This window comes from Pseudomonas sp. P9_31, from assembly GCF_034008235.1.
Lineage (GTDB): Bacteria > Pseudomonadota > Gammaproteobacteria > Pseudomonadales > Pseudomonadaceae > Aquipseudomonas.
This window is the reverse complement of record NZ_CP125375.1, coordinates 4,382,175-4,404,122: the sequence shown is the minus strand read 5'-3', so window position 1 is coordinate 4,404,122 and position 21,948 is coordinate 4,382,175. Positions and strand designations below refer to the sequence as shown.

Below are 21,948 nucleotides of genomic sequence, written 5' to 3'. Positions count from 1 at the left end.
GCCTGTCGCGACTGACCGAAATCCACAATCCAAAGTGGTCGCTCACCTACTTTACTGGGGCGTGGTGTCGTGTTGAATCAGTAGATTGAAATGCACGTGGCGTACTGCCTGTTATTTTTCGAAACACCGCCACATAAGCCGCTGCGCTCGCAAACTGTAAAATGTGCGCAACTGATTTGACGGATCGATTCGATGCCAGTAAATCCAGTGAGGTAACGATACGTGCCCGTTGATGCCAGGTGCGATAGCTCAAGCCTACTTCAGCAGTAAAGCGCCGCGTAAAAGTGCGCTCAGACATGGCCGCGCGATACGCTACCTCAGCGATTGGCCAATGCCACTGATTGCCTGAAATCAGCTCCATCAATGCCGCGCGCAGCCTGTCGTCAGTTGGCATCGGTAAGTGTGTGGGCAGGCAGGCTGCTTCACGTAACGCATGCAGGAGCAGATTCGCCATCAGATCGCGCATTTCACCCTCGCGCGGCTGCTCGAACAAGCCCAGTACCAACTCCTTGATCAAGGTGGATGCCACAACCGCATGCACCTCGTTGCAACGCGCAAAGCCAGCAATTTTGGCGAAGATCGCCGGCTGGAAATACACCGTTCGCATCTCAACATCCGACAGGATCTGAATGGCATGCGGTTGATGTGGTGGTATCCACAACGCGCGTTGCGGCGGTACCGTCCAGCGATTCAGGTGGGTCTCAACCAACATCGTGCCGCTCAACGCAAACACCAGCTGCCCATTCTGGTGCTCGTGCGAAGGCAACACAGCACCACGCTCATACCGCTTCGCCAACAGGCGAAACTCAACGGGCTTGTGATGGCGCTTCGGCGATGTATTTTGGCTGATGGGGTCTGACATGCCAAACATACTATAGGACTCTGACTACTTGAATCGAGGCCATCATGCATCGTGATTCTGATCTTGTTCACCTGGGTCGTACCAGCGCCGCAGCGGTTCACGCTGTCAATCCGCCCTTGGTGCGTGCGTCAACGGTGGTGTTTGATACCCTGGAGGAGTACCGGCAGTCGTACCAGGGCAGGGTTTTTGAATCTTCACGCTATGGGCGCTCGGGTACGGTCACCACGTTTGAGTTACAAGAGGCCATGGCGCGGCTTGAGAATGCCGAAACCTGCATCGCGACCTCCAGTGGTTTGAGCGCTATCACGGCAGTGCTAGGCGCACACGCGGGGCCGGGAAAACATATTCTGGTCTACAACGGTGTGTATGGCCCAACCCGCGCATTTTGCGAGCAATCGCTGACAGCACTCGGCACGACGATCAGCTTCTTCAATGACAGCGCCGAAGTGAGCCAACTGATCAATGACGATACGAGCCTTGTCTTCGTTGAAATTCCTTCGTCGTTGACGATGCAGATGTTGGACATCACGCAAATTTGCGCGGCGGCGCATGAACGAGGCATACCGGTTGCCTGCGACTCAACGTGGGGCTCACCGGTGTATTTCAACGCGCATGCGTTGGGGATCGACATTTCGATTCATGCAGCAACCAAGTTCATCAATGGTCACTCAGACGTCATGCTCGGTCTGATTACCGGCACTTACTCAACGTTGGACACTGCGCGCCAATGGTGCGACCGCTTCGGCTCACATGCTTCCCCGGACTCTTGCTGGCTCACCTTGCGCGGATTGAGAACACTGGCTGTGCGCATGCCCCGGCATCAAGCCAGCGCAATCGAGGTTGCTGAATGGCTGTGCAAGCATTCGAAGGTCAAGTGCGTGATGTTTCCAGTGTTGGCCTCAGATCCTGGGCACGAACTTTGGAAGAAGCAGTTTTCCGGTGGCGCCGGGCCCTTTACCTTCGAATTGCAATCTTGCAACGAAGCCGCGTTTGAACGCTTCATCAATGCGTTGAACTTGTTTGGTCTGGGTACCAGTTGGGGCGGTTTTGAAAGTTTAGTGATACCCGCAATCCCATACGAACTGCGCACGGTTAAGACTCTGCCGGACGAAGGGCGGCTGGTTCGTCTGCACATCGGGCTCGAACACGCGCCAGATCTGTGTGCAGACCTGGCTCACGCGTTTGATCAAATGGGCGGATGAACCTGGACGACTGAATCGATCCAGGTTCCATAGGGTGTCTGAATGGCTGTTTTTGGCCGATTCTGTTGAAAAAGTCGGCCATGGTTTGCGCATCAAAAAAGTACGTGCCCGAGATTGAAATCTTTACTTTTGGCAGAGGCTTCCGGACTCGGATTTCACCTAGCAGCGTGCAAACAAGGCGTTTTCACCAGTCAATGATCAGGCCGTTTGGGCAGACCGACTTTTTCAACAGAATCGGCCGATTTCTGCCTGTCGCTACCGGCAGCTATAGGTCGAAACCGGTTAACCCACGGTAGAGAAATCAAGCCAGGCTTCAGCGAAGCCTTCCGCCAAGTTTTCTTTTTTGAGCGAAATTTCTGGGCAAGGTCTTCGGAAGTTTCCTTCAAGTTGTGGCGGTTTTCGTGAACTGGTGCGCAGTGAGTTCGATCGATAGGCTTTGGGAGTCACTGCATATTCAGTGGCAGGGTGTAGGAACCCTTCAACCTCCCAAAGACGACATAAGTGTCGACTTCTGATTTGCGGCTGCTGACTTGCGTCCGTAAAATCAGTTGCGGCGGCTGTGCGCGGGCACGCTTCGGCGTGGTCGAGTGTCTCTGGGGCTCGATATTCCTACCCCGCGTATAGCTGCCACCCATGCCTGTAGGAAGGCAAATGGCAGCTCCTATTTTTCCTGGAGTTTTAAAATGCCTACACTTCACCCCGATCCACCCTACGAAAAACCAATTCCCCACCCCGAAAACCGCTTCATGGCGCTCACCAGTAACTGCAACGACATGCCCACGCTGTTTGTCGATACCCATGCGCCGCTCGATATTTTGACCGACGCCGCCAGCTACCGAATTCGTGCTGTCACCCAAGTGCTTGAGAACCTGTCCATGCGTGGCTCAGTCGAATGCGATTCGATGATTCTCAGCGACTTTGCCTTGCTTTGTGCCATTCCATTGCGTGATGGGTGTGATGTGCTGGATGTGATTGGGCGGCGGTTGCGGGCTCGGTCTTCGGATTAGCGCCGAATGGCTTTTTGTGGCGAGGGAGCTTGCTCCCGCTTGAGTGCGAAGCACTCATGAAATCTGCGGTATAGCCGGATTTTTTAGGGCTGCTACGCAGCCCAGCGCGAGCAAGCTCGCTCGCCACAGGATGGGTGTTCAACCTTATCGACTGGCATTAGGGCAGAGGCCCCTTTGCCACTGGGTCGTGGGGGAGCAAGATCAAAAGATCGCAGCCTTCGGCAGCTCCTACGGGATGTACGGCAAATCACCGATGTCCGGCGACTAACGCTTCCTCGGTTGCCGGCACCGCCAGGCTATCAATTACATGCACGCTGTACCCCGGCACATTCTTCGCGTGGTGTTTGGCCTGCGACGCCATTTCCGCCAACTGGCTGGCATCAAGCTGTCCGCAGGCCTGGGGATGCAAATGCACCACACCGATGGACAGGGACAACAGCGGAAACTCCTGGCGCACACCCTGGCGGTTGGGGGCGATGAAGCAGCCGGCTTCCAGGTGTTCGCTGCGGTAGAAACGTCGGCATTGGCTGTGGAAGTCGTCCAGCAGTTGATTCAGGCGTTTGCGCCAGTCTTCCGGGCCGAGCACCAGCAGGAAGTCGTCGCCGCCGATATGGCCGACGAAGTCGCGGGTCGGGTCGACGCGGTCGTTCAGGCATTGCGCCAAACACAGTAGGACTTCATCCCCGCGGCCGTAGCCATAGATGTCATTGAAGGGTTTGAAGCTGTCGATGTCTACGTAGCAGATCACCGATTCCCGTTCCTGTTGCAGCAGCCGTGTCAGGCATTGCTGGATCGGTACGTTGCCCGGCAGCAGGGTCAGCGGGTTGGCGTAGCGGGCTTGCTGGATTTTCAGTTCGGTAATCAGTTTGAGCACGTCGATCACTCGGCCCAAGCCCAGATAGCTGCCGTTGAGGGTGATGATGAAGTCTTCTTCGATGCGCTGCCGGGCGCGGCTGGTGATCAAGCGGCTGACCTGTTGCAGCGACTGGCTCAGCTCCACGGCGAGGAAGTCGTCGCTCATCAGCCGGCTGATGGGTTTGCGGGCGAACAGGTCGGTGGCAAAGGGCTTGAGCAGGGCGTCCGAGAGGGAATGACGGTGGACAATGCCGCAGGGCTGGCCTTGCTCGTCGAGCACTGCCAGGGAGTTCAGGTTGGCTTGGCGGCGGAAGGCTTCCAGCACGGTGGCGGTTGGGGTGTCGCTGGTGACCGCCGGTTGGTCGTTGAGCAGGGCGCTGAGGTCACTGACTTCCTCGTTCAGTGCCGCTGCGGTGCTGTTGGGTTTGGGCATTAAGGTTCGGGCATCGCGGGGCGGATGCTCCTGGGGCCGGCAGAGCAGATAGCCTTGCACAAGATCGACGCCCATCTCAGTCAACACCGCCAGTTCTTCCGGCAATTCGATGCCTTCGGCGATCACTTTTGCCCGGGAGGCCTTGGCGATTTGCAGGATCGAACCGACGAATTCACGCTTGAGCGCGTCCTGATGAATGCCGTCGATAAAGTGCCGGTCGATCTTGACGTAGTCCGGCCGCAATTCAGACCAGAGCCGCAAGCTCGAATAACCCGCCCCCAGATCATCCAGCGCAATGGAAAACCCCATCGCCCGATAGTGATGCAGGGCGGTTTGCAGCAACTGGAAATCGTCGGTCGGGGTCTGTTCGGTGAGTTCGATCACTACCTGGCTTGGCGGTATGCCGAAATCCTGCAGCAGTTGCAGGGTGCGGCCGGGTTGGTGGGCGGCTTCGAGCAGGGATTCCGGGGATACGTTGAGGAACAGTTTGCCGGGCAGTTGCTGTTCATTGAAGCGTCGGCAAGCGCTTTGGCGACAAGCGATCTCCAATTCGCTGAGGCGACCGGCCTGCCGGGCAACAGCGAACAGGGCAACGGGGGAGTGCAGCGGGCTGTTGGAGGGGCCGCGGCTGAGGGCTTCGTAGCCGATGATACGTCGTTCGGAGAGGGAGATGATCGGCTGGAACAGGCTGTGCAAACCGCTTTGAGTCAGTATTGAGCTCAAGGCACTCAGCTGTTCGGTTGTGGTCATGGCGATCTCTGGCGATAAAAAAAGGACCGGGAGCGCAAAGCTCCCAGTCCTTTATTTCACGACAGAATGATGTCTGTTTGATGACGCTCCGGGGAGCGTCAGCATTAAATTGCCATCATTCGGATTGTAACCACTCAGTGCTTGGCGACCGCGGTGTTGAGTTTCAAGTAATCCAGCAGAATCCGCCCGGTCTCGCTCAGGTAGGCGTCGTCTTCTGGCTTGGTCTTGTCCGACTCGGCCGCGATGGCATCTTCGTCTTCTTTCTTCAGCTCTTTGAGCGGTTCTTCACCCTTGGCCTTGCGACGGATGTTTTCCATGGCCAGTTGCTTGGCTTCGATATCGGCGTGTTGTGCACGACGGTCGGCTTCATTGAGGCTGACAGTTTTTTCGGTCATCAGCTTCTGGGCCAAGGCCAGTTTGTCGCGAATGAACACGAACTCCGCGTCTTTGGCCGAACGCACGTCATGCTCGGACTTGAGCTGCGTGATGTACGGTTTGAACGGGTCGAGCGCCGGCTTGATGGCCGCACGGATGGTGTCCCACGGCATGGCTTCCGGCAGGGCGCTTTCGCCGATTTCCTTGGTGTCGATGATCGACGGGTAATCGATGTCCGGCAGCACGCCCTGATGCTGGGTGCTCTGGCCGGAAACCCGGTAGAACTTGGCCAGGGTCAGTTTCAGTTCGCCATGGTTCAGCGGCTGAATGGTCTGCACGGTGCCTTTGCCGAAGGTCTGGCCGCCGATGATCAGTGCGCGGTGGTAGTCCTGCATGGCACCGGCGAAGATCTCCGACGCCGAGGCGGACAAACGGTTGACCAGCAACGCCATCGGGCCTTTGTAGAACGCCCCCGGGTTTTCGTCTTCCAGTACATCGACCCGGCCGTCGGCGTTACGCACCAGTACGGTCGGACCTTTGTCGATGAACAGGCTGGTCAGCTCGGTGGCTTCCTGCAAGGAGCCGCCGCCGTTGTTACGCAGGTCGATGACCACGCCGTCGACCTTGTCTTTCTGCAGCTCGGTCAGCAGCTTCTTGACGTCGCGGGTGGTGCTCTTGTAATCCGGATCGCCGGCACGGAAGGCTTTGAAGTCCAGGTAGAAGGCCGGAATCTCGATGACGCCGAGCTTGTAGTCTTTGCCGTCCTGCTTGAGGTTGAGGACCGACTTCTTCACGGCCTGGTCTTCAAGTTTCACCGCTTCGCGGGTGATTGGCACGATTTTGGTGGTCTGGTCGTTCGGCGCATTGCTGGCCGGGATCACTTCCAGGCGCACCACGGTGCCTTTCGGACCACGAATCAGTTTGACCACTTCGTCCAGGCGCCAGCCGACTACGTCGACCATCTCTTTGTTGCCCTGGGCCACGCCGATGATCTTGTCGGCCGGTGCGACCTGCTTGGTCTTGTCGGCCGGGCCGGCAGGCACCAGACGCACGACTTTCACTTGATCGTTATCGCTCTGCAACACGGCGCCGATGCCCTCCAGGGACAGGCTCATGTTGATGTCGAAGTTCTCCGCGTTATCCGGCGACAGATAGTTGGTGTGCGGGTCGTAGGACATCGCGAAGGTGTTGATGTACGCCTGGAAGATGTCTTCCGCGCGGGTCTGGTCCAGACGCACCAGCTGATTCTTGTAACGCTTGGTCAGGGTTTCCTGAATCTGCTTTGGCTCTTTGCCGGAGATCTTCATCCGCAGCACTTCGTCCTTGACGCGTTTGCGCCACAGGTCGTCCAGCTCGGCGGTGGTCTTGAGCCAAGGGGCATCCTTGCGGTCGACCAGCAAGGTTTCCTTGGTGGTGAAGTCGATCTTGTCGACGCCCTTGTTCAGCTCGGCAAGGGCAAAGTCCAGGCGCGCCTTTACGCGGTCCAGATAGCGCTTGTAGATGGTGAACCCGGCGTTCAGGTCGCCGCTTTTGAGGAAGTCGTCAAACTGGGTTTTCCATTTGTCGAATTCGGCAATGTCACTGGCCATGAAGTAGCTACGCGATGGATCCAGCAGCTTGAGGTAGCTGTCGTAGATGATCACGGAGCGCGCATCGTCGAGCGGTGGCTTGCTGTAATGGTGACGCTTGAGCAATTCGACGACGTTCAGGCTGGCGATGACTTCGTCACGATCGGGCTGAAGCTTGTCCCAGCTGTTGGCTGCGAACGAATTGCTCGACATCGGCAAAAGACCGAGACCAATGACAAGCGCGAGGGCGGTGCTGGGGAAAAAATGCTTCATGCTGATTCGACGCGGGGACAATTGATCACGCATATTAGGCCGTCTTTGAAGTCGCCGGTTCCCACAAGGGCCGGTCGCATAATGCAAGAAAGCCCGGCGCTACAGCTACGGGCTCAGTCCAGACTCACTATGGAGGCACTGTGAAAGCATTGCAAGGCGTTGAGGGGCGAGTGGAGTGGGTTGAAGAGCCGAGTCCTACATGCGATGTAGGACAAGTTCGTATCCGAGTGGCGGCTGCAGGACTCAATCGCGCCGATTTGTTACAGAAAGCAGGCCTTTATCCGCCACCACCGGGGGCCAGTCAGGTACTGGGTCTTGAGTGTTCGGGGGTGATCAGCGAGGTCGGTCCGGGCTCGTCCTGGCAGGTAGGCGATCGGGTTTGCGCCTTGCTGGCCGGGGGCGGGATGGCCGAAGAGGTAGTTGTCGACGGACGGCACGTGTTGCCGGTTCCCGAGGGTTTGTCCCTGGCCGAGGCCGCGGCATTGCCGGAAGTGTATGCGACCGTTTGGCTGAATTTGTTTCAATTGGCTGCAATCAAGCCGGGTGAGAAAGTTCTCCTGCACGCCGGAGCAAGTGGAATCGGTTCAGCTGCCATTCAGCTGTGCAAGGCGTTTGGCAACCCGTGCTGGGTCAGCGTCGGCTCCGAGGAACGTCTGGCCTACTGTGAAGCGTTGGGCGCCCAGGGTGGCGTCGTGCGCAGCAAGGATCTGGACCGTTTGAATGATCTGGGCCCGTTCGACGTGATCCTCGATCCGGTGGGCGGTAATTATGCTGCACTGAACCTAAAGCTGCTGGCCCGCGATGGGCGTTGGGTGCTGATCGGTTTGATGGGCGGTCGTGAGGCGCAGCTGGATCTGGCACAGGTGCTGGCCAAGCGTGTGCAACTGCTGGGTTCGACCCTGCGCAATCGCGACGAGCAGTTCAAGGCCGATGTGTTCAGCGATCTCAGCCAGCACGTCTGGCCGCTGTTTGCCGAAGGGCGGTTGAGCCCGCAACTGGCCAGGACGTTTGCGATAGAGGATGCCGAAGCGGCGTTTGCTGAGCTGGCGACCAATAAGGTGTCGGGCAAACTGGTGTTGGTGATCGACGAAAGCCTGACTTGACGACAATGCACTGAACCTGTGGGAGCGAGCCTGCTCGCGATTCAGGCGGCGCGGTTTATCTGCAAGACCGCGTTATCGTTCATCGCGAGCAGGCTCGCTCCCACAGGGGCCAAATTACTTCCAGATATGGATTGGCCAGCCGGCTTTTTCGGCGTGTTCGAGCAGCACCGGGTCGGGGTTTACCACGTGTGGGAAATCCACCTTCAGCAACAACGGCAAATCGTTGCGTGAATCGGAATAGAAGCTCGCGCCTTCCAGGTTCTCCTCTTGCGCATCCAGCCACTCCAGCAAGCGGGTGATCTTGCCTTCGCGGTAGGTCAGGGTGCCAACGGTGTTACCGCTGTATACCCCGTGCGCCAATTCCAGCTCGATGCCGAGAATTTCGTCAATGCCCAGACGGTCGGCAATCGGCCTGACCAGGTGCGTGCCCGAGGCCGAGATCACCAGGATCCGGTCGCCGGCCTTGCGGTGGGCGGCGATGGCTTTGGTGGCGTCGCTGAAGATGATCGGCTCGATGAAGTCTTCCACCCAGGGCGCCACCAAGTGCTCGACCTCTTGCGGTGTGCGACCGATCATCGGCTCCAGGCTGAAGGTCATGTACTCCTCCATGCGCAACTTGCCGTGGCTGTAAGCGTCCATCAGTTCGTTGTTCTGACGCATGAACGACTCGGGATCGACCCAGCCCAGGCGACCCATTTGCTCGCTCCAGAGGGTGGCGCAGTCGCCGTGGATCAGGGTTTCGTCCAGATCAAAAATTGCCAGGGCCATCAGTGCAGTTCTCTCTTCAACATCAGCAAGGTCATCAGGCTACCTCACACAGGGCCGTTGGATCGATGGAAAGTGCCAGGCGCTGACCATCGGGATGCAGGTCAGCCGCCGAGCGGTTCAGCACATCCACCACCAATTCCACGCCCCGGGCTTCTACCCGGTAGCGAATCACGTTGCCCAACAGGCTGTGGCTGCGCACTTGCGCGTCGAGTTCGCCGTTCAAGCTCAGCTCGATGGCTTCCGGGCGAATCGCGATGCGGTGGGTGATCGGCCGCTGCAGCAGTTTTGTCGCGCTGTCGGCATCCAGCAGGTTGTAGTTGCCGATGAAGCCTGCGGCAAAAACATCGACTGGCGCCGTGTAAAGGGTTTCGGCGTCGCCGCTTTGTACGATCTTTCCCTGATTCATCAGGAAGATTCGGTCAGACATGGTCAGGGCTTCTTCCTGATCGTGAGTGACGAAGATCGTGGTCAGGCCAAGTTCGCGCTGGATCTGACGGATCTGTTCGCGCAAGTGCTTGCGAATCCGTGCATCCAGCGCCGACAGCGGCTCATCCAGCAACAGCAGGCGAGGCCGGGTTACCAGTGAACGGGCCAGGGCGACCCGCTGGCACTGGCCACCGGACAGTTGATGGGGATAACGGGCGGCGAAGTCGTTCAGCTCCACCAGTTTCAGCACTTCGGCGACGCGCTTGTGGCCGTCGTCGGCGTTGACCTTCTGCATGCGCAAGCCGAAGGCGACGTTCTGCTCCACGGTCATGTTCGGGAACAGCGCATAACTCTGGAACACCATGCCGATCCCGCGTTTTTGCGGGCTCAGTGGCACGAGGTCCTGGTCTTCAAGCAGAATCTTGCCGCCATCCACCGAGGTCAGCCCGGCGATGCAGCGCAGCAGGGTGGATTTGCCACAACCGGACGGGCCGAGCAGGGTGACGAATTCGCCTTTCTTGATTTCGCAGTTGATGTCGCTGAATACGGTAGTGCCTGCGTAGTTTTTCTGCAGGTGTTGGACGCTGACATAGCTCATTCGCTTTTGTCCTTGTTCAAGATATTGGCCGCCCAGGTCAGAACCAGCACAAAGAAGAAATAGGAAATCACCAGCGCGCTGGTGAAGTGGCCGCTGCTGTTGCGCATGTTGTTGAGGTAGACCTGCAGGGTTTCGTAGCGGGTGCCGACGAGGATGTTGGCGAACACGAATTCACCGAACAGGAACGAGAACGACAGCAACAACGCCACCATCAAACCCTTGCGCAGGTTCGGCAGCACCACCAGGAATGCCGCTTGCCAGGTGCTGGCGCCGAGCAGTTGCGCGGCGTCCATCAGGTCGCGCAGGTTGATCGCTTGCAGGTTGTTGGTGATCGCCCGGTACATGAACGGCAGCGCCACGGTGAAGTAGCAACCGATCAGAATCCACGGCGTACCGACCATCGCGAACGGCCCCGAGCCATAGAGCTGCAACAGCCCCACCGACGACACCACCGGTGGCACCGCGAAGGGCAGCAGGATCAGGATGTTCATCAGCGCGTCGAGTTTCGGGAAGTGGTAATGCACCACGAACAGCAGCGGCAGGATCAGTACCACCGACAGAATCAGCGAACCGATGCAGACCAGCAACGACTGGCCGAACGCATCGAGAAAGCGCGGATCGCTCCACAGCTGGATGTACCACTTGAAGGTAAAGCCGCTGGGCATAATCGTCGCTGACCAACTGCTGGCGATCGAGTAGATCAAGGTGCCGAGCAGCGGTAACAGCAGAATGGCAAACAGCAAATACACCACGACCCGGTGGTAGACACCGACGGGGCCCAGTTCAGCGCGAGACATGGTAGCTCCTCTTCAACAGCAACTGATGCACGATGGTCACCAGGGTCATCAACGCCACCAGCACCACGGCCAAGGCACTGGCCAGGTTCGGGTCGAGGGAAATGTCGCCGGAGACCATCGCCGCGATGCGGATCGGCAACACGTTGAAGTTGCCGGTGGTCAGGGCGTAGACCGTGGCATACGCGCCGAGGGCGTTGGCCAGCAGAATCACGAACGTGCCCAGCAGCGCCGGGGTCAGCACCGGCAAACCGATGTGCCGCCAGAACTGCCAGCCGTTGGCGCCCAGCAAGGCGGCGGACTCACGCCAGTCTTCGCGCAGGGCATCGAACGCCGGGTAGAGCAACAGCACGCCCAGGGGAATCTGGAAGTAGGTGTAGAGAATGATCAGCCCGGTTTTCGAATACAGGTTGAAATCCTGAATGATCCCGGCCTGTTTGAGCATGATGGTGATACTGCCGTTGAACCCCAGCAAAATGATGAATGCGAAGGCCAGGGGCACGCCGGCGAAGTTGCTGGTCATGTTGGCGAAGGCGTTGACGAAGTTGCGCAGTTTCGAGTCGACCCGGCGCAGGGAGTAGGCGCCGAGTACGGCGATGATGATGCCGAACACGCTGGACCAGAAACTGATTTCGAGGCTGTACTGGATCGCCTGCAAATAGAACTTCGAGTTGAAGATTTTGCTGAAGTTGGCCAGGCCCCAGCCGAACTCTTCCGATTGCAGGCTGTTGATCATCACCCAGAGCAGCGGGGCAATCTCGAACACGATAAAGAACAGCGTGAAGGGCACCAGGCACAGAGCGGCCAGCCATTTACCACGGGTCATGGCGTTCACTTGAGCAGCTCCCGGCACACAGGTTTGTCGTGGGGCACGCCCAGCAGTTCGCAGACGGTGCCGCACAGTTCGGTTTGTTTCGGTGCGGCGTTGGCGTTGAAACTGAAGGCGTCGCCGAGGACGAACAGCGGCACTTCGCGTTCTTCGGATAGCAGGCCGTTGTGCGAGCGGTCGTTGTTCATGCCGTGGTCGGCGGTCACCAGCACTTGATAACCGGCGTCGAGCCAGCCTTGCAGGTAGTCGGCGAGGATGATGTCGGCCGAGCGGGCACTGTTGCGGTATTGCGGGGTGTCGAGGCCGTGCTTGTGCCCGGCGTCGTCGATGTTCATGGGGTGGACCAATAGAAAGTTCGGCGCGTGGCGCAGGCGCAGGTTTTCCGCGTCGGCGAACAGGTGCGAGTCCGGGTAGTGGTCGCTCCAGTAGAAGTGACCGTACTGGATCGGCAGTTTCGGGTCGTCGGTGTGACGATCCCGGGCGGCCACGAACGGCGAACGGTTATACAACTCGCTGACCCAGTGATAGGCCGCGGCGGCGGTTTTCAGGCCGGCGTCGGTGGCGTAGTGATAAATGCTGCGCTGGCTGGACAGGCGCGAGACGTTGTTGTGAACGATGCCGCTGTCGATCGGCGTTACGCCGGTCAGGATGCATTCGTAAAGCGGGCGGGACAGGGCCGGCAATTCGCACTCCAGTTTGTAGAGCGCTGCGCGTCCTGCGCCAACGTAAGCCTGCAGATGCCCCATGGCGTGACGCGCGACTTCGTAATTGAGGCCGTCGAGCACGACAAGGATGACGTTGTGCTTCATAGGGGCTGGAACTCCGCAAAAACAGATGATTCAAGTACGCAACCAATCCCCTGTGGGAGCGAGCTTGCTCGCGATAGCGGTCTGACATTCAACATTGATGTTGGCTGACAGTCCCTCATCGCGAGCAGGCTCGCTCCCACATTTGGATCACCATCAGATCCCCAGCTGGGGATCTACTGCATTACGGCATATTGATGATGACTTCTTCCTGCCACTTCTGCGGCAGCGCCTTGGAGGTCTTTTCCCACGCGTCGGCGTCTTTGATCGGCGTAACCTTTTTGTACTGCTCGTTAGGCAGCAGCTTGGCCTTGACCTCTTCCGGCAGTGTCAAGTGCTCGGCGCGAATCGGACGGGCGTTGCCTTTTGCCAGGTTGATCTGGCCAGCGTCGCTGAAGATGTATTCGCGGGCCAGCTTGGCGGCGTTCGGGTGCTTGGCGTATTTGTTGATGATGGTGGTGTAACCGGAAATCACCGAGCCGTCGGATGGAATCAGCACGGTGTAGTCATCCGGATTCGCCATCTTGGCCTTGTAGCTCAAGCCGTTGAAGTCCCAGACCACGCCGACTTCGATTTCACCTTTTTCCATGGTGGCGATCGTCGGGTTGGCCATGGACAAGCGGCCTTGCTTGGCGATGTCAGCGAACAGCAACAGGGCTGGCTGAATGTTTTTCTCGTCACCGCCATTGGCGAGGGCGGCGGCCAGTACACCGTTGGCCGCTTGTGCGGCGGTGCTCACGTCACCGATGGAGACTTTGTACTTGCCGGTCTTGAGGTCGGCCCATTTGGTCGGCGCCGCGGAACCGTGCAGCAGTTTTTTGTTGACGATGAACGCGATGGTGCCGGTGTAGGCCAGCGCCCAGTTACCGTCCTTGTCCTTGGCCCAATCCGGAACCTGTGCCCAGGTGGTGGGTTTGTAAGGTTGCACCACGCCTTGCTTGACCGCGATCGGGCCGAAGGCGGCACCGACGTCGCCGATGTCGGCAGTGGCGTTGTCTTTTTCGGCGGCGAACTTGGCGATTTCCTGGGCCGAGCTCATGTCGGTGTCGATGTGTTTCAGGCCGTATTTCTTGGCCAGGTCTTCCCAGGTGCCTTTCCAGTTGGCCCAGTCATCGGGCATGCCGACGCTGTTGACGGCGCCTTCCGCTTTCGCAGCGGCTTCGAGTGTTTTCAGATCGGTATCCGCCGCCATGGCGGCAGTGCACAGGGCAATGGTCGAGCCTAACAGTGATGCCAGGAAAAACTGTTTCATCCGAAGCTCCTTTGGGCGCTTTCAACGCTGCGATTGCGGTTGTGTTGGTCTAGGTCAGCAATACCTGAGCCAATTTAGGCGTCCTGGATGACATTTTGATGTCGACGACCGGTCGGCCTGAATTTTCTGCGCTCGGATACGCGGGGTGCGAGATAAGCGTAGACCATGGCTAAAGGGCTGATATGAAAGGGACTTGGCCATAAAATTGCAGGTGTCTGGCACAACCGTTCGGCGGCTTTGTCATCTGCCAGTCATGTGCAGTGCCTAGGCTTGCAGGCAGTTGATGGAGCCCGGTTTCAATCGCGGTTCTGCCCTGAAACAGTGCTGGTCTAGTCCAGATAGGTAACGTTGATGCGCATCGAGACAACCAAAGCGGTGACAGCGATCGGGCAGGTTCTGCAAGAACAGCTCGACCACGGTCTGTTGGCGCCCGGGAGCAAGTTGCCGGCCGAGCGCAAGCTCAGTGAGTTGTTCGGTACCACGCGGATCACCGTGCGTGAGGCCTTATTGCAGTTGGAGGCCCAGGGCCAGATTTATCGCGAGGAGCGGCGCGGCTGGTTCGTGTCGCCCCCTCGGCTGGCTTATAACCTGATGCAGCGCAGCCACTTTCACGCGATGGTCAGTGCCCAGGGGCGAGTGCCGTCCACCGAGGTGATTTCAGCGCGGTTGCAGCCGGCGTCGGCGGCGGTGTGTGCGTGGTTGCAGTTGCCGGCGCTGTCGAGTGTGATCCAGATCTGCCGCTCGCGACGGATTGACGGGCGATTGGTGCTGTATGTGGAGCATTACCTGAACCCGCAGTTTTTTCCGGGGATTCTGGACTTCGATCTGAATCAGTCGATCACCGAGCTGTATGCACGGCACTATGATTTGCACTATGGGCGTGTGCGTTTCGAGATTGTGCCGACGGCGTTGTCGGTGGATGCGGCGGCGGCTTTACGGGTGTCGGTGGGGAGCCCCGGGTTGCGGATTGCCCGGGTCAATTATGATCAGCATGGACGCTTGATCGATTGTGACCTGGAATTTTGGCGTCATGATGCGATTCATGTCGGGGTGGATGTGGTCTGATTGTTTGATCTTGCGTAGGCGCGAGGATTTTACTCGTTGAGTTTGGCGAGGATCTTGTAGATCACGGTGGCGAGGATCATCAGCATGCCGACCCACATCGCGAACACACCGGCGTTCTTGTCGCGAAAGTTGAAGCCGATGGCCAACATGATCATCCCGGACAGAATCGGGATCAGCATGGCGTGAAACGCAGACATCGAGATCATGGTGCCAGCCTTGTCGGAGGGTGTACTGCAAGTCTAGGCGGCTTTCGGGCGGGCGTTGGTGATGTGTGGCGTAGGAGCTGCCGAAGGCTGCGATCTTTTGATCTTGATTTTCAGCACATTTGAATACGCCAAAAGATCAACATCAAAAGATCGCAGCCTTCGGCAGCTCCTACGGGGGACTGCGTTCTTACGGCAATTCGTGGCAGGCGTAAAACGCGCTCAGCACTTTGACCAAATGCGCCAGGTCATGGCTGCCGCACAGCTCACGGATCGAGTGCATGGCGAACGTCGGCAGGCCGATGTCCACGGTGCGTACGCCCAGGTGGCTGGCGGTGATCGGGCCGATGGTCGAGCCACAGCCCATGTCGCTGCGCACCACGAAGCTCTGCACCGGTACTTCTTCGGCCATGCACAAATGGCGGAAGAACCCGGCGGTTTCGCTGTTGGTGGCGTAGCGCTGGTTGCTGTTGACCTTGATCACCGGGCCGGCGTTGAGTTTCGGGCCATGGTTGGCGTCGTGCTTGTCGGCGTAGTTCGGGTGCACGCCGTGGGCGTTGTCGGCCGAGACTAGCAGGGATTTCTGAATGGTCCGTACGAATTCATCCCCTTCGGGCAACAGACGGCGCAGGGTCTGCTCAAGCATCGGACCGTCGGCGCCACAGGCCGAGCAGGAACCGACTTCTTCGTGATCGTTGCAGACCAGCACACAGGTTTCGTCGGTTTCGGCCGTCAGCAACGCTTGCAGGCCGGCGTAGCACGACAGCAGGTTGTCCAGGCGTGCGCCAGCGATGAAATCGCCATGCAGGCCGATGACCGCAGCGCTTTGGGTGTCGTAGAAACTCAGCTCGTAATCGAGCACCACATCGGCGTTCAGGCCATGTTCGCGGGCCAGTTGATCGGTGAGCACGGCGCGGAAGTCCACGCGTTCGTCACCGGCAAATTGCGCGAGAATCGGCGGCAGTTCGGTCTGGGCATTGATCGCCCAGCCCATGTTGGCTTCACGGTTAAGGTGAATGGCCAGGTTCGGAATGATCGCGATCGGTGCCTTGAAATCGATCAATTGGCTCTCGACCTTGCCATCACGGCGGAAGGTCACGCGGCCGGCCAGGGACAGATCGCGGTCGAACCAAGGCGCCAGCAGTGCACCGCCATAGACTTCGACACCCAGTTGCCAGAAGCCTTGGCGTTGCAGCTCCGGCTGGGGTTTGACCCGCAGGCACGGGCTGTCGGTGTGCGCGCCGACCAGGCGGATGCCGCCATGCAGGGGCGAATGACGGCCCATTTTGAACGCGACGATCGAAGAGTCGTTACGGGTGACGTAGTAACGACCGTTGGCTTCGGTGTTCCACGGCTCGCGCTCGTCGAGGCGCACAAAGCCGGCGGCCTCCAGACGCTGAACAAGGCTGGCGGTGGCATGGAACGGGGTAGGGGAGGCCTTGAGGAAATCGATCAGGCCTTGGTTCAACTCTTCGCGCATAAGCAGCTCCAGACAGCAGTGGCGCAAGTCTAACGTATTGGCCGCAGAATTGGCGGCGGGCTGCTGCTGTGGAAGGTCCCTTGTGGGAGCGAGCCTGCTCGCGAAGGCGGCGTTTCAGTGACATCCATGTTGCCTGTCCCTGCGCCATCGCGAGCAGGCTCGCTCCCACATTTTTTCGGTTGTTGCTCTAGAACGGTGCCGGGCACTCGAAACGCAAGCGTTCGCCGCTTTGCGGATGAGTGAAACTGAGCATGCTCGCGTGCAGACACAGGCGTGGCCAGGCGGCCAGGGCTTGCGGATGGGCGTAGAGCCCGTCACCCAACAGCGGATGGCCGATGGAGAGCATGTGCACGCGCAACTGGTGGGAGCGGCCGGTGATCGGCGTCAGCTCGACGCGGCACCAGTCGCCGCAACGCTCCAGCACGCGCCAGAAGGTCAGGGCGTGCTTGCCGAATTCGTGGTCCACCACATGACGTGGCTTGGTCGGCGGGTCGTAGCGCAGGGGCAGGTCGATGCTGCCACTGTCCAGTTCCGGTTGTCCCCAGCACAGGGCGGTGTAGGCTTTTTCGGTTTCTCGGTCGTGAAATTGCCGAGACAGCTCACGATGAGTGTCCGGATCACGGGCCAACAGAATGATGCCGGAGGTTTCCCAGTCCAGCCGATGGACTATTCGCGCTTCCGGGTAGCCGTTTTCTTGCAGGCGGGTAATCAGGCAGTCCTTGTTGTCATCGGCCCGGCCAGGGACAGAGAGCAGCAGGGTCGGCTTGTCCACCACCAGTACGGCGGCGTCCTGATGGATGATACGGATGTTGGACAACGGCATTAAAACAGCCTCGTAACAAACGCCAACGGCGGCTCAGAACCTCCATTGTCCCGTGTAGGAGCTGCCGCAGGCTGCGATCTTTTGATTTTGCTTTTAAAACAAGATCAAAAGATCGCAGCCTGCGGCAGCTCCTACACAGGCTCAAAGGTTCTGAGCCGCCGTGGCTCCCGCCGGATCGACTCAGCGATCTGGCAGGGTGATATTGAGTTCCAGGATCGAGCAGCTGCCCTGGTTTTCCAGAGCGACGTGCACGTCATCGGACCCGATATTGACGTACTTGCGGATCACTTCCACCAGTTCCTTCTGCAGGGCTGGCAAGTAGTCCGGCGTACTGCGCTGGCCGCGTTCATGCGCCACGATGATCTGTAGACGCTCTTTCGCTACCGACGCGGTGCTGACCTTTTTACTGGCACGAAAGAAGTCAAAAAGGTTCATTACCTACCTCCAAAAAGTCGCTCGAAGAATCCCTTCTTCTCGACATCAAGGAACCGGTGTTCGCGATTTTCGCCCAGCAGGCGGTCAACGGTATCGCTGTAGGCCTGACCAGCGTCGCTCTGGTCGTCGAGAATCACCGGAATACCCTGGTTGGATGCCTTGAGCACCGCCTGGGATTCAGGGATCACGCCGAGCAATGTCACCGAGAGAATATCCTTGACGTCTTCGACACCGAGCATTTCGCCCTTGCTGACACGTTCTGGATGGTAGCGGGTGATCAGCAGGTGTTCCTTGATCGGGTCTTCGCCTCTTTCGGCACGACGGGACTTGCTGGCCAGCAGGCCCAGCATGCGGTCCGAGTCACGTACGGAGGAAACTTCCGGGTTGGTCACGACAATCGCTTCGTCGGCGAAGTACATGGCCAGGTGGGCACCTTTCTCGATACCGGCCGGGGAGTCGCAGACCACGAAATCGAAGTCTTCCTTGAGCTGCATCAGGACTTTTTCCACGCCTTCGACGGTCAGCGCGTCTTTGTCGCGCGTCTGGCTGGCGGCCAGGACGTAGAGGTTTTCCAGGCGTTTGTCTTTGATCAGGGCCTGTTGCAGGTTGGCTTCGCCGTTCACCACGTTGACGAAGTCATATACCACGCGGCGCTCGCAACCCATGATCAGGTCGAGGTTACGCAAACCGACGTCGAAGTCGACGATTACTGTTTTGTGACCACGCAGAGCGAGGCCGGTACCGATAGCGGCGCTGGTGGTGGTCTTACCCACACCACCCTTGCCGGATGTAACCACGAGAATCTTGGCCAAGGTGTTTTACCCCTAAGGAAAAAGGACGTTTAGCCCCTGAAAAACATCTCTTGAAAAACTACTGCAGTCGGACAGCCTTGGCTGGAATCCGGTTCTGAGCGGTGCTTACCCCCGGTAAACACTGCTTTTGGCCTTTTTCCTACTTCGTTTGAGCCGTTTTCGCTACGTTTTAGAGATGCTTGGAAAATGCGGCAGTATCCGTTAAAGCCGAATGATGTTCAACACGTCGCCCGACAGGCTGACTTGTACGCCCGCGCCCCACAATGGATCGCGACGCAGATCTTCGGAAACCTTGTAGTGGCCGGCGATGGAGACCAGTTCAGCGGTCATTTGCTGACAGAAAATCCTGGCTTTCGTGTCGCCTTTGACGCCGGCCAACACACGACCGCGCATCGCGCCGTATACATGGATGTTCCCATCGGCGAGAAGTTCCGCCCCCGGGCTGACCGACGAAATCACCACCAGATCGCTGCCCTGGGCATAAATCTGCTGGCCACCGCGTACTGGCGAGGTAATGATTTTCGTCGGTTTGATGGTCGGTTCCGGTGGTTTTTCCGGTTTTTTCGCAACGACGCCTTCGAGCGGGTCGAGCGGGCGCTCACGCGCACCGGACGGCGGCAGCACCGGCAGATCGACGGCGATGGCCGCTGCGATATCTTCGATGCGGCTGGCGCGGATCGCCAGGGTGCGCAGGCCGTGCTGACGGCAGATGCGCATCAATCCCGGCAGGTCGACCGAGCCTTCGCTGGCCGGGAGTTTGTCCAGGGCCAGTACCAGCGGCGCGTTGCTGAAGAAGTTGGGCGCCTGGGCGACTTTGGCGGCCAGTTGCCGATCAAGGCTCTCAAGGTCGTTACGGGCCAGTTCCAGCACCGTAATGGCGAGCATGCTGCCCTTCAACTGGAACACGGGATCTTGGTCTAGCGGTTCGGTTTGGCTCATGGTCGGCATACAACGGCTTGTCACTAAAAGTGCCGAGACTTATAACGAGAACGCCCGCGGGCCGCAAGCCGGGTCGAACGATGTAGAATGCGCGGCCACTGTCTTGACGGAACCTTTAATGGATCGCCCGCGTTTTCGAACAGCATTTCTTTCTCCGCGTTTCTGGCCGCTGTGGTGTGGCCTGGGGCTGTTGTGGCTGATTGTGCAATTGCCGTATCCGGCGTTGCTGTCGATCGGTCGCGCCCTGGGTGCATTGATGTACCGAGTGGCCGGCGACCGACGGCGCATCGCCAAGCGCAATCTTGAGCTGTGTTTCCCTGAAAAATCCGCGGCCGAGCGCAAGCGCCTGCTCAAGGAAAACTTCGCGTCCACCGGCATCGCCTTCTTCGAGATGGCCATGAGTTGGTGGTGGTCGCGTAAGCGTCTGGCGAAACTGGCCCATGTCGAAGGCCTGGAGCATTTGAAGCAGGCCCAGACGGAGGGCAAGGGCGTGATTCTGATGGCCGTGCATTTCACCACGCTGGAAATTGGCGCGGCGCTGCTCGGTCAGCAGCACACCATCGATGGCATGTACCGCGAACACAAGAATCCGCTGTTCGACTACATCCAGCGTCGTGGCCGCGAGCGGCACAACCTCGACTCGCTGGCGGTGGAGCGCGACGACGTGCGTGGCATGCTCAAACTGCTGCGGGCAGGGAGAGCGATCTGGTACGCACCGGATCAGGACTACGGCGCCAAGCAAAGTATCTTCGTGCCACTGTTCGGGATTCAGGCGGCGACTGTCACCGCCACCAGTAAATTCGCACGGCTGGGCAAGGCGCTGGTGGTGCCGTTCACCCAGGAGCGCCTGGCTGACGGCAGCGGTTATCGGTTGGTGATTCACGCGCCGCTCGAAGGCTTTCCCGGCGAGACGGAAGAGGCTGACTGCATTCGGATCAACCAGTGGGTCGAAAGTGCCTTGCGCGAATGTCCGGAGCAATACCTCTGGGCGCATCGCCGCTTCAAGAGCCGTCCACCGGGCGAGCCGAAGTTGTACGTCAAACGCGGTTGAGTCACCGACCCCTTTAAGCACCATGGAGTGTTGCAATGAGTTCTGCTGAACCGGTTACAGGGTTGATTCTTTCCGGCGGTGGGGCTCGGGCGGCCTATCAGGTGGGCGTGCTCGCGGCGATTGCCGAGCTGCTGCCGATGGGGGCGGCGAATCCGTTTCCGGTGATCGTCGGCACCTCGGCCGGTGCGATCAACGCGGTCAGCCTGGCCAGTGGAGCAATGGACTTTCGTGGCGCGATCGAGCGTCTGACGGCCTTCTGGCAAGGTTTTCGCAGCCATCTGGTATTACGCAGCGATTGGCCGGGGGTGATTCATCAGGCCACCCGTTTTGTCAGTCACAACCTGATGGGCATTGGTTCGCCGGTGCCAGTGGCCCTGCTCAACAGTTCGCCGCTGCGCCGTTTGCTCAATCACAAACTGCACATGTCCGGGATTGCCGAAGCGATCGCGCAAAAACAATTGAAGGCGGTGGCGGTCACGGCGTTCGGTTATGAGTCCGGTCAGGCTGTCACGTTTTATCAGGGCGGCGGCACCATCGAATCCTGGTTGCGCCATCGGCGAATCGGCGTACCGACTCAATTGAGCGTCGACCATCTGCTCGCCAGTTCGGCGATTCCGTTGCTGTTCGCACCGGTGAAAATCGGCGAAGAGTATTTCGGCGATGGCGCAGTGCGCCAGTCGGCGCCGATCAGCCCGGCCCTGCACCTGGGCGCCAGCCGCGTGCTGGTGGTGGGCGTCAGCGGCAACCCGCGCGGCGTCGACCCGCAACAGCCGCTGCAACGCGCCTACACCGGTCAGCAGCCGACCCTGGCGCAGATTGGCGGGCACATGCTCAACAGTACGTTCATTGACAGCCTGGAAAGTGACATCGAGTTGTTGCAGCGTCTGAATCAGTTCAGCCATCTGCTGCCCGACGGCATGTCGAGTCGTGCATTGGGGGCGGCGCCGGTGGAGGTGCTGGTGATTTCGCCGAGTCAGCCGATCGATGAAATTGCGGCGCGGCATCGGCAGGAATTACCGGCGGCCTTGCGTCTGTTTTTACGCGGGCCGGGGGCGACCAAGACCAGCGGGGCGGGGGTGCTGAGTTATCTGTTGTTCGAGGCGGGGTATTGCAGCGAGTTGATCGATTTGGGGCGGCGCGATGCGCTGGCCAAGCGGGATGAGTTGTGCCGGTTTCTGGGGTTGTCATAAAGCAAAAGATCGCAGCCTGCGGCAGCTCCTACCCCGGATGCGCACGTCC

At 59.0% G+C, this 21,948-nt stretch carries 21 protein-coding genes; 6 read left to right on the top strand and 15 right to left on the bottom strand.

The window, feature by feature from the left end; genetic code table 11:
* Positions 1–46 precede the first annotated feature (46 nt).
* Positions 47–862, bottom strand: a complete 816-nt coding sequence (locus QMK51_RS19675) for a helix-turn-helix transcriptional regulator (RefSeq protein ID WP_320391309.1) — start codon at positions 860–862, stop codon at positions 47–49.
* A gap of 44 nt (positions 863–906) precedes the next feature.
* On the opposite strand from QMK51_RS19675, the gene QMK51_RS19670 reads away from it, so the two are divergent.
* Together QMK51_RS19670 and QMK51_RS19665 are read left to right on the top strand one after the other, a co-directional pair.
* Positions 907–2,064 (top strand): PLP-dependent aspartate aminotransferase family protein, encoded by a 1,158-nt coding sequence (locus QMK51_RS19670; protein ID WP_320391308.1) that lies wholly within the window; start codon positions 907–909, stop codon positions 2,062–2,064.
* A 683-nt stretch (positions 2,065–2,747) separates the two neighbouring features.
* Positions 2,748–3,071, top strand: a complete 324-nt coding sequence (locus tag QMK51_RS19665) for a hypothetical protein (protein WP_320391307.1) — start codon at positions 2,748–2,750, stop codon at positions 3,069–3,071.
* Between the two features lie 247 nt (positions 3,072–3,318).
* Here the strand turns inward: QMK51_RS19665 and QMK51_RS19660 are convergent, their stop codons facing one another.
* Together QMK51_RS19660 and QMK51_RS19655 are read right to left on the bottom strand one after the other, a co-directional pair.
* Positions 3,319–5,109 carry a bifunctional diguanylate cyclase/phosphodiesterase gene (locus tag QMK51_RS19660; protein ID WP_320391306.1) on the bottom strand — a complete coding sequence of 597 codons (1,791 nt, stop codon included), beginning with the start codon at positions 5,107–5,109 and terminating at the stop codon, positions 3,319–3,321.
* Between the two features lie 134 nt (positions 5,110–5,243).
* Positions 5,244–7,325: a carboxy terminal-processing peptidase gene (locus QMK51_RS19655; protein ID WP_320391305.1), complete on the bottom strand. Its 2,082-nt coding sequence runs from the start codon at positions 7,323–7,325 to the stop codon at positions 5,244–5,246.
* Positions 7,326–7,465: 140 nt separating this feature from the next.
* Between QMK51_RS19655 and QMK51_RS19650 the strand changes: the two genes are divergently transcribed.
* The gene (locus QMK51_RS19650; RefSeq protein ID WP_320391304.1) at positions 7,466–8,428 is read left to right on the top strand and encodes a zinc-binding dehydrogenase; all 963 of its coding nucleotides are present in this window, start codon (positions 7,466–7,468) and stop codon (positions 8,426–8,428) included.
* Positions 8,429–8,542: 114 nt separating this feature from the next.
* Here the strand turns inward: QMK51_RS19650 and QMK51_RS19645 are convergent, their stop codons facing one another.
* The 6 genes from QMK51_RS19645 to QMK51_RS19620 all read right to left on the bottom strand — a co-directional run bounded on the left by QMK51_RS19645 (position 8,543) and on the right by QMK51_RS19620 (position 13,901).
* Positions 8,543–9,196: an HAD family hydrolase gene (locus QMK51_RS19645; protein WP_258696848.1), complete on the bottom strand. Its 654-nt coding sequence runs from the start codon at positions 9,194–9,196 to the stop codon at positions 8,543–8,545.
* A gap of 34 nt (positions 9,197–9,230) precedes the next feature.
* Entirely contained in the window at positions 9,231–10,220 is a 990-nt protein-coding gene (locus QMK51_RS19640) for an ABC transporter ATP-binding protein (RefSeq protein ID WP_258696847.1), read from the bottom strand.
* Positions 10,217–11,017, bottom strand: coding sequence for an ABC transporter permease (locus QMK51_RS19635; RefSeq protein ID WP_258696846.1), 801 nt, complete (start codon positions 11,015–11,017; stop codon positions 10,217–10,219). Before QMK51_RS19635 ends, QMK51_RS19640 begins: the two co-directional genes overlap by 4 nt.
* Positions 11,004–11,840 carry an ABC transporter permease gene (locus tag QMK51_RS19630; RefSeq protein ID WP_258700768.1) on the bottom strand — a complete coding sequence of 279 codons (837 nt, stop codon included), beginning with the start codon at positions 11,838–11,840 and terminating at the stop codon, positions 11,004–11,006. The genes QMK51_RS19635 and QMK51_RS19630 overlap by 14 nt, the downstream gene beginning before the upstream one ends.
* Before the next feature lie 5 nt (positions 11,841–11,845).
* Entirely contained in the window at positions 11,846–12,652 is an 807-nt protein-coding gene (locus QMK51_RS19625) for an alkaline phosphatase family protein (RefSeq protein ID WP_320391303.1), read from the bottom strand.
* Positions 12,653–12,833: 181 nt separating this feature from the next.
* The gene (locus QMK51_RS19620) at positions 12,834–13,901 is read right to left on the bottom strand and encodes an ABC transporter substrate-binding protein (protein ID WP_258696844.1); all 1,068 of its coding nucleotides are present in this window, start codon (positions 13,899–13,901) and stop codon (positions 12,834–12,836) included.
* 351 nt (positions 13,902–14,252) lie between these two features.
* Between QMK51_RS19620 and phnR the strand changes: the two genes are divergently transcribed.
* A complete protein-coding gene (gene phnR / locus QMK51_RS19615; RefSeq protein ID WP_320391302.1) occupies positions 14,253–14,966 on the top strand; it encodes a phosphonate utilization transcriptional regulator PhnR in 714 nt (237 codons plus the stop codon).
* A 29-nt stretch (positions 14,967–14,995) separates the two neighbouring features.
* On the opposite strand, the gene QMK51_RS19610 is transcribed toward phnR, so the two are convergent.
* From QMK51_RS19610 to minC, 6 genes are all read right to left on the bottom strand, one after another.
* A complete protein-coding gene (locus QMK51_RS19610) occupies positions 14,996–15,172 on the bottom strand; it encodes a hypothetical protein (RefSeq protein ID WP_258696842.1) in 177 nt (58 codons plus the stop codon).
* Between the two features lie 187 nt (positions 15,173–15,359).
* Positions 15,360–16,649, bottom strand: coding sequence for a M18 family aminopeptidase (locus QMK51_RS19605; protein WP_258696841.1), 1,290 nt, complete (start codon positions 16,647–16,649; stop codon positions 15,360–15,362).
* Positions 16,650–16,836: 187 nt separating this feature from the next.
* Positions 16,837–17,472, bottom strand: a complete 636-nt coding sequence (locus QMK51_RS19600) for an RluA family pseudouridine synthase (protein ID WP_007940846.1) — start codon at positions 17,470–17,472, stop codon at positions 16,837–16,839.
* Positions 17,473–17,652: 180 nt separating this feature from the next.
* On the bottom strand, positions 17,653–17,907 hold the full coding sequence (gene minE / locus QMK51_RS19595; protein WP_007898843.1) for a cell division topological specificity factor MinE: 255 nt from the start codon (positions 17,905–17,907) through the stop codon (positions 17,653–17,655).
* Positions 17,907–18,719 (bottom strand): septum site-determining protein MinD, encoded by an 813-nt coding sequence (gene minD, locus QMK51_RS19590; protein ID WP_030131659.1) that lies wholly within the window; start codon positions 18,717–18,719, stop codon positions 17,907–17,909. Before minD ends, minE begins: the two co-directional genes overlap by 1 nt.
* A 201-nt stretch (positions 18,720–18,920) precedes the next feature.
* Positions 18,921–19,658 carry a septum site-determining protein MinC gene (gene minC / locus QMK51_RS19585; protein WP_258696840.1) on the bottom strand — a complete coding sequence of 246 codons (738 nt, stop codon included), beginning with the start codon at positions 19,656–19,658 and terminating at the stop codon, positions 18,921–18,923.
* Between the two features lie 118 nt (positions 19,659–19,776).
* On the opposite strand from minC, the gene QMK51_RS19580 reads away from it, so the two are divergent.
* Together QMK51_RS19580 and QMK51_RS19575 are read left to right on the top strand one after the other, a co-directional pair.
* Positions 19,777–20,709 (top strand): lipid A biosynthesis lauroyl acyltransferase, encoded by a 933-nt coding sequence (locus tag QMK51_RS19580; RefSeq protein ID WP_320391301.1) that lies wholly within the window; start codon positions 19,777–19,779, stop codon positions 20,707–20,709.
* Between the two features lie 35 nt (positions 20,710–20,744).
* The gene (locus tag QMK51_RS19575; protein ID WP_320391300.1) at positions 20,745–21,899 is read left to right on the top strand and encodes a patatin-like phospholipase family protein; all 1,155 of its coding nucleotides are present in this window, start codon (positions 20,745–20,747) and stop codon (positions 21,897–21,899) included.
* Positions 21,900–21,948: the final 49 nt, after the last annotated feature.

Coding starts and splice junctions, on each gene's coding strand:
- QMK51_RS19675 (WP_320391309.1), bottom strand. CDS start 862: ATGTCAGACCCCATCAGCCAAAATACATCGCCGAAGCGCCATCACAAG.
- QMK51_RS19670 (WP_320391308.1), top strand. CDS start 907: ATGCATCGTGATTCTGATCTTGTTCACCTGGGTCGTACCAGCGCCGCA.
- QMK51_RS19665 (WP_320391307.1), top strand. CDS start 2,748: ATGCCTACACTTCACCCCGATCCACCCTACGAAAAACCAATTCCCCAC.
- QMK51_RS19660 (WP_320391306.1), bottom strand. CDS start 5,109: ATGACCACAACCGAACAGCTGAGTGCCTTGAGCTCAATACTGACTCAA.
- QMK51_RS19655 (WP_320391305.1), bottom strand. CDS start 7,325: ATGAAGCATTTTTTCCCCAGCACCGCCCTCGCGCTTGTCATTGGTCTC.
- QMK51_RS19645 (WP_258696848.1), bottom strand. CDS start 9,196: ATGGCCCTGGCAATTTTTGATCTGGACGAAACCCTGATCCACGGCGAC.
- QMK51_RS19640 (WP_258696847.1), bottom strand. CDS start 10,220: ATGAGCTATGTCAGCGTCCAACACCTGCAGAAAAACTACGCAGGCACT.
- QMK51_RS19635 (WP_258696846.1), bottom strand. CDS start 11,017: ATGTCTCGCGCTGAACTGGGCCCCGTCGGTGTCTACCACCGGGTCGTG.
- QMK51_RS19630 (WP_258700768.1), bottom strand. CDS start 11,840: ATGACCCGTGGTAAATGGCTGGCCGCTCTGTGCCTGGTGCCCTTCACG.
- QMK51_RS19625 (WP_320391303.1), bottom strand. CDS start 12,652: ATGAAGCACAACGTCATCCTTGTCGTGCTCGACGGCCTCAATTACGAA.
- QMK51_RS19620 (WP_258696844.1), bottom strand. CDS start 13,901: ATGAAACAGTTTTTCCTGGCATCACTGTTAGGCTCGACCATTGCCCTG.
- phnR (WP_320391302.1), top strand. CDS start 14,253: ATGCGCATCGAGACAACCAAAGCGGTGACAGCGATCGGGCAGGTTCTG.
- QMK51_RS19610 (WP_258696842.1), bottom strand. CDS start 15,172: ATGATCTCGATGTCTGCGTTTCACGCCATGCTGATCCCGATTCTGTCC.
- QMK51_RS19605 (WP_258696841.1), bottom strand. CDS start 16,649: ATGCGCGAAGAGTTGAACCAAGGCCTGATCGATTTCCTCAAGGCCTCC.
- QMK51_RS19600 (WP_007940846.1), bottom strand. CDS start 17,472: ATGCCGTTGTCCAACATCCGTATCATCCATCAGGACGCCGCCGTACTG.
- minE (WP_007898843.1), bottom strand. CDS start 17,907: ATGAACCTTTTTGACTTCTTTCGTGCCAGTAAAAAGGTCAGCACCGCG.
- minC (WP_258696840.1), bottom strand. CDS start 19,658: ATGAGCCAAACCGAACCGCTAGACCAAGATCCCGTGTTCCAGTTGAAG.
- QMK51_RS19580 (WP_320391301.1), top strand. CDS start 19,777: ATGGATCGCCCGCGTTTTCGAACAGCATTTCTTTCTCCGCGTTTCTGG.
- QMK51_RS19575 (WP_320391300.1), top strand. CDS start 20,745: ATGAGTTCTGCTGAACCGGTTACAGGGTTGATTCTTTCCGGCGGTGGG.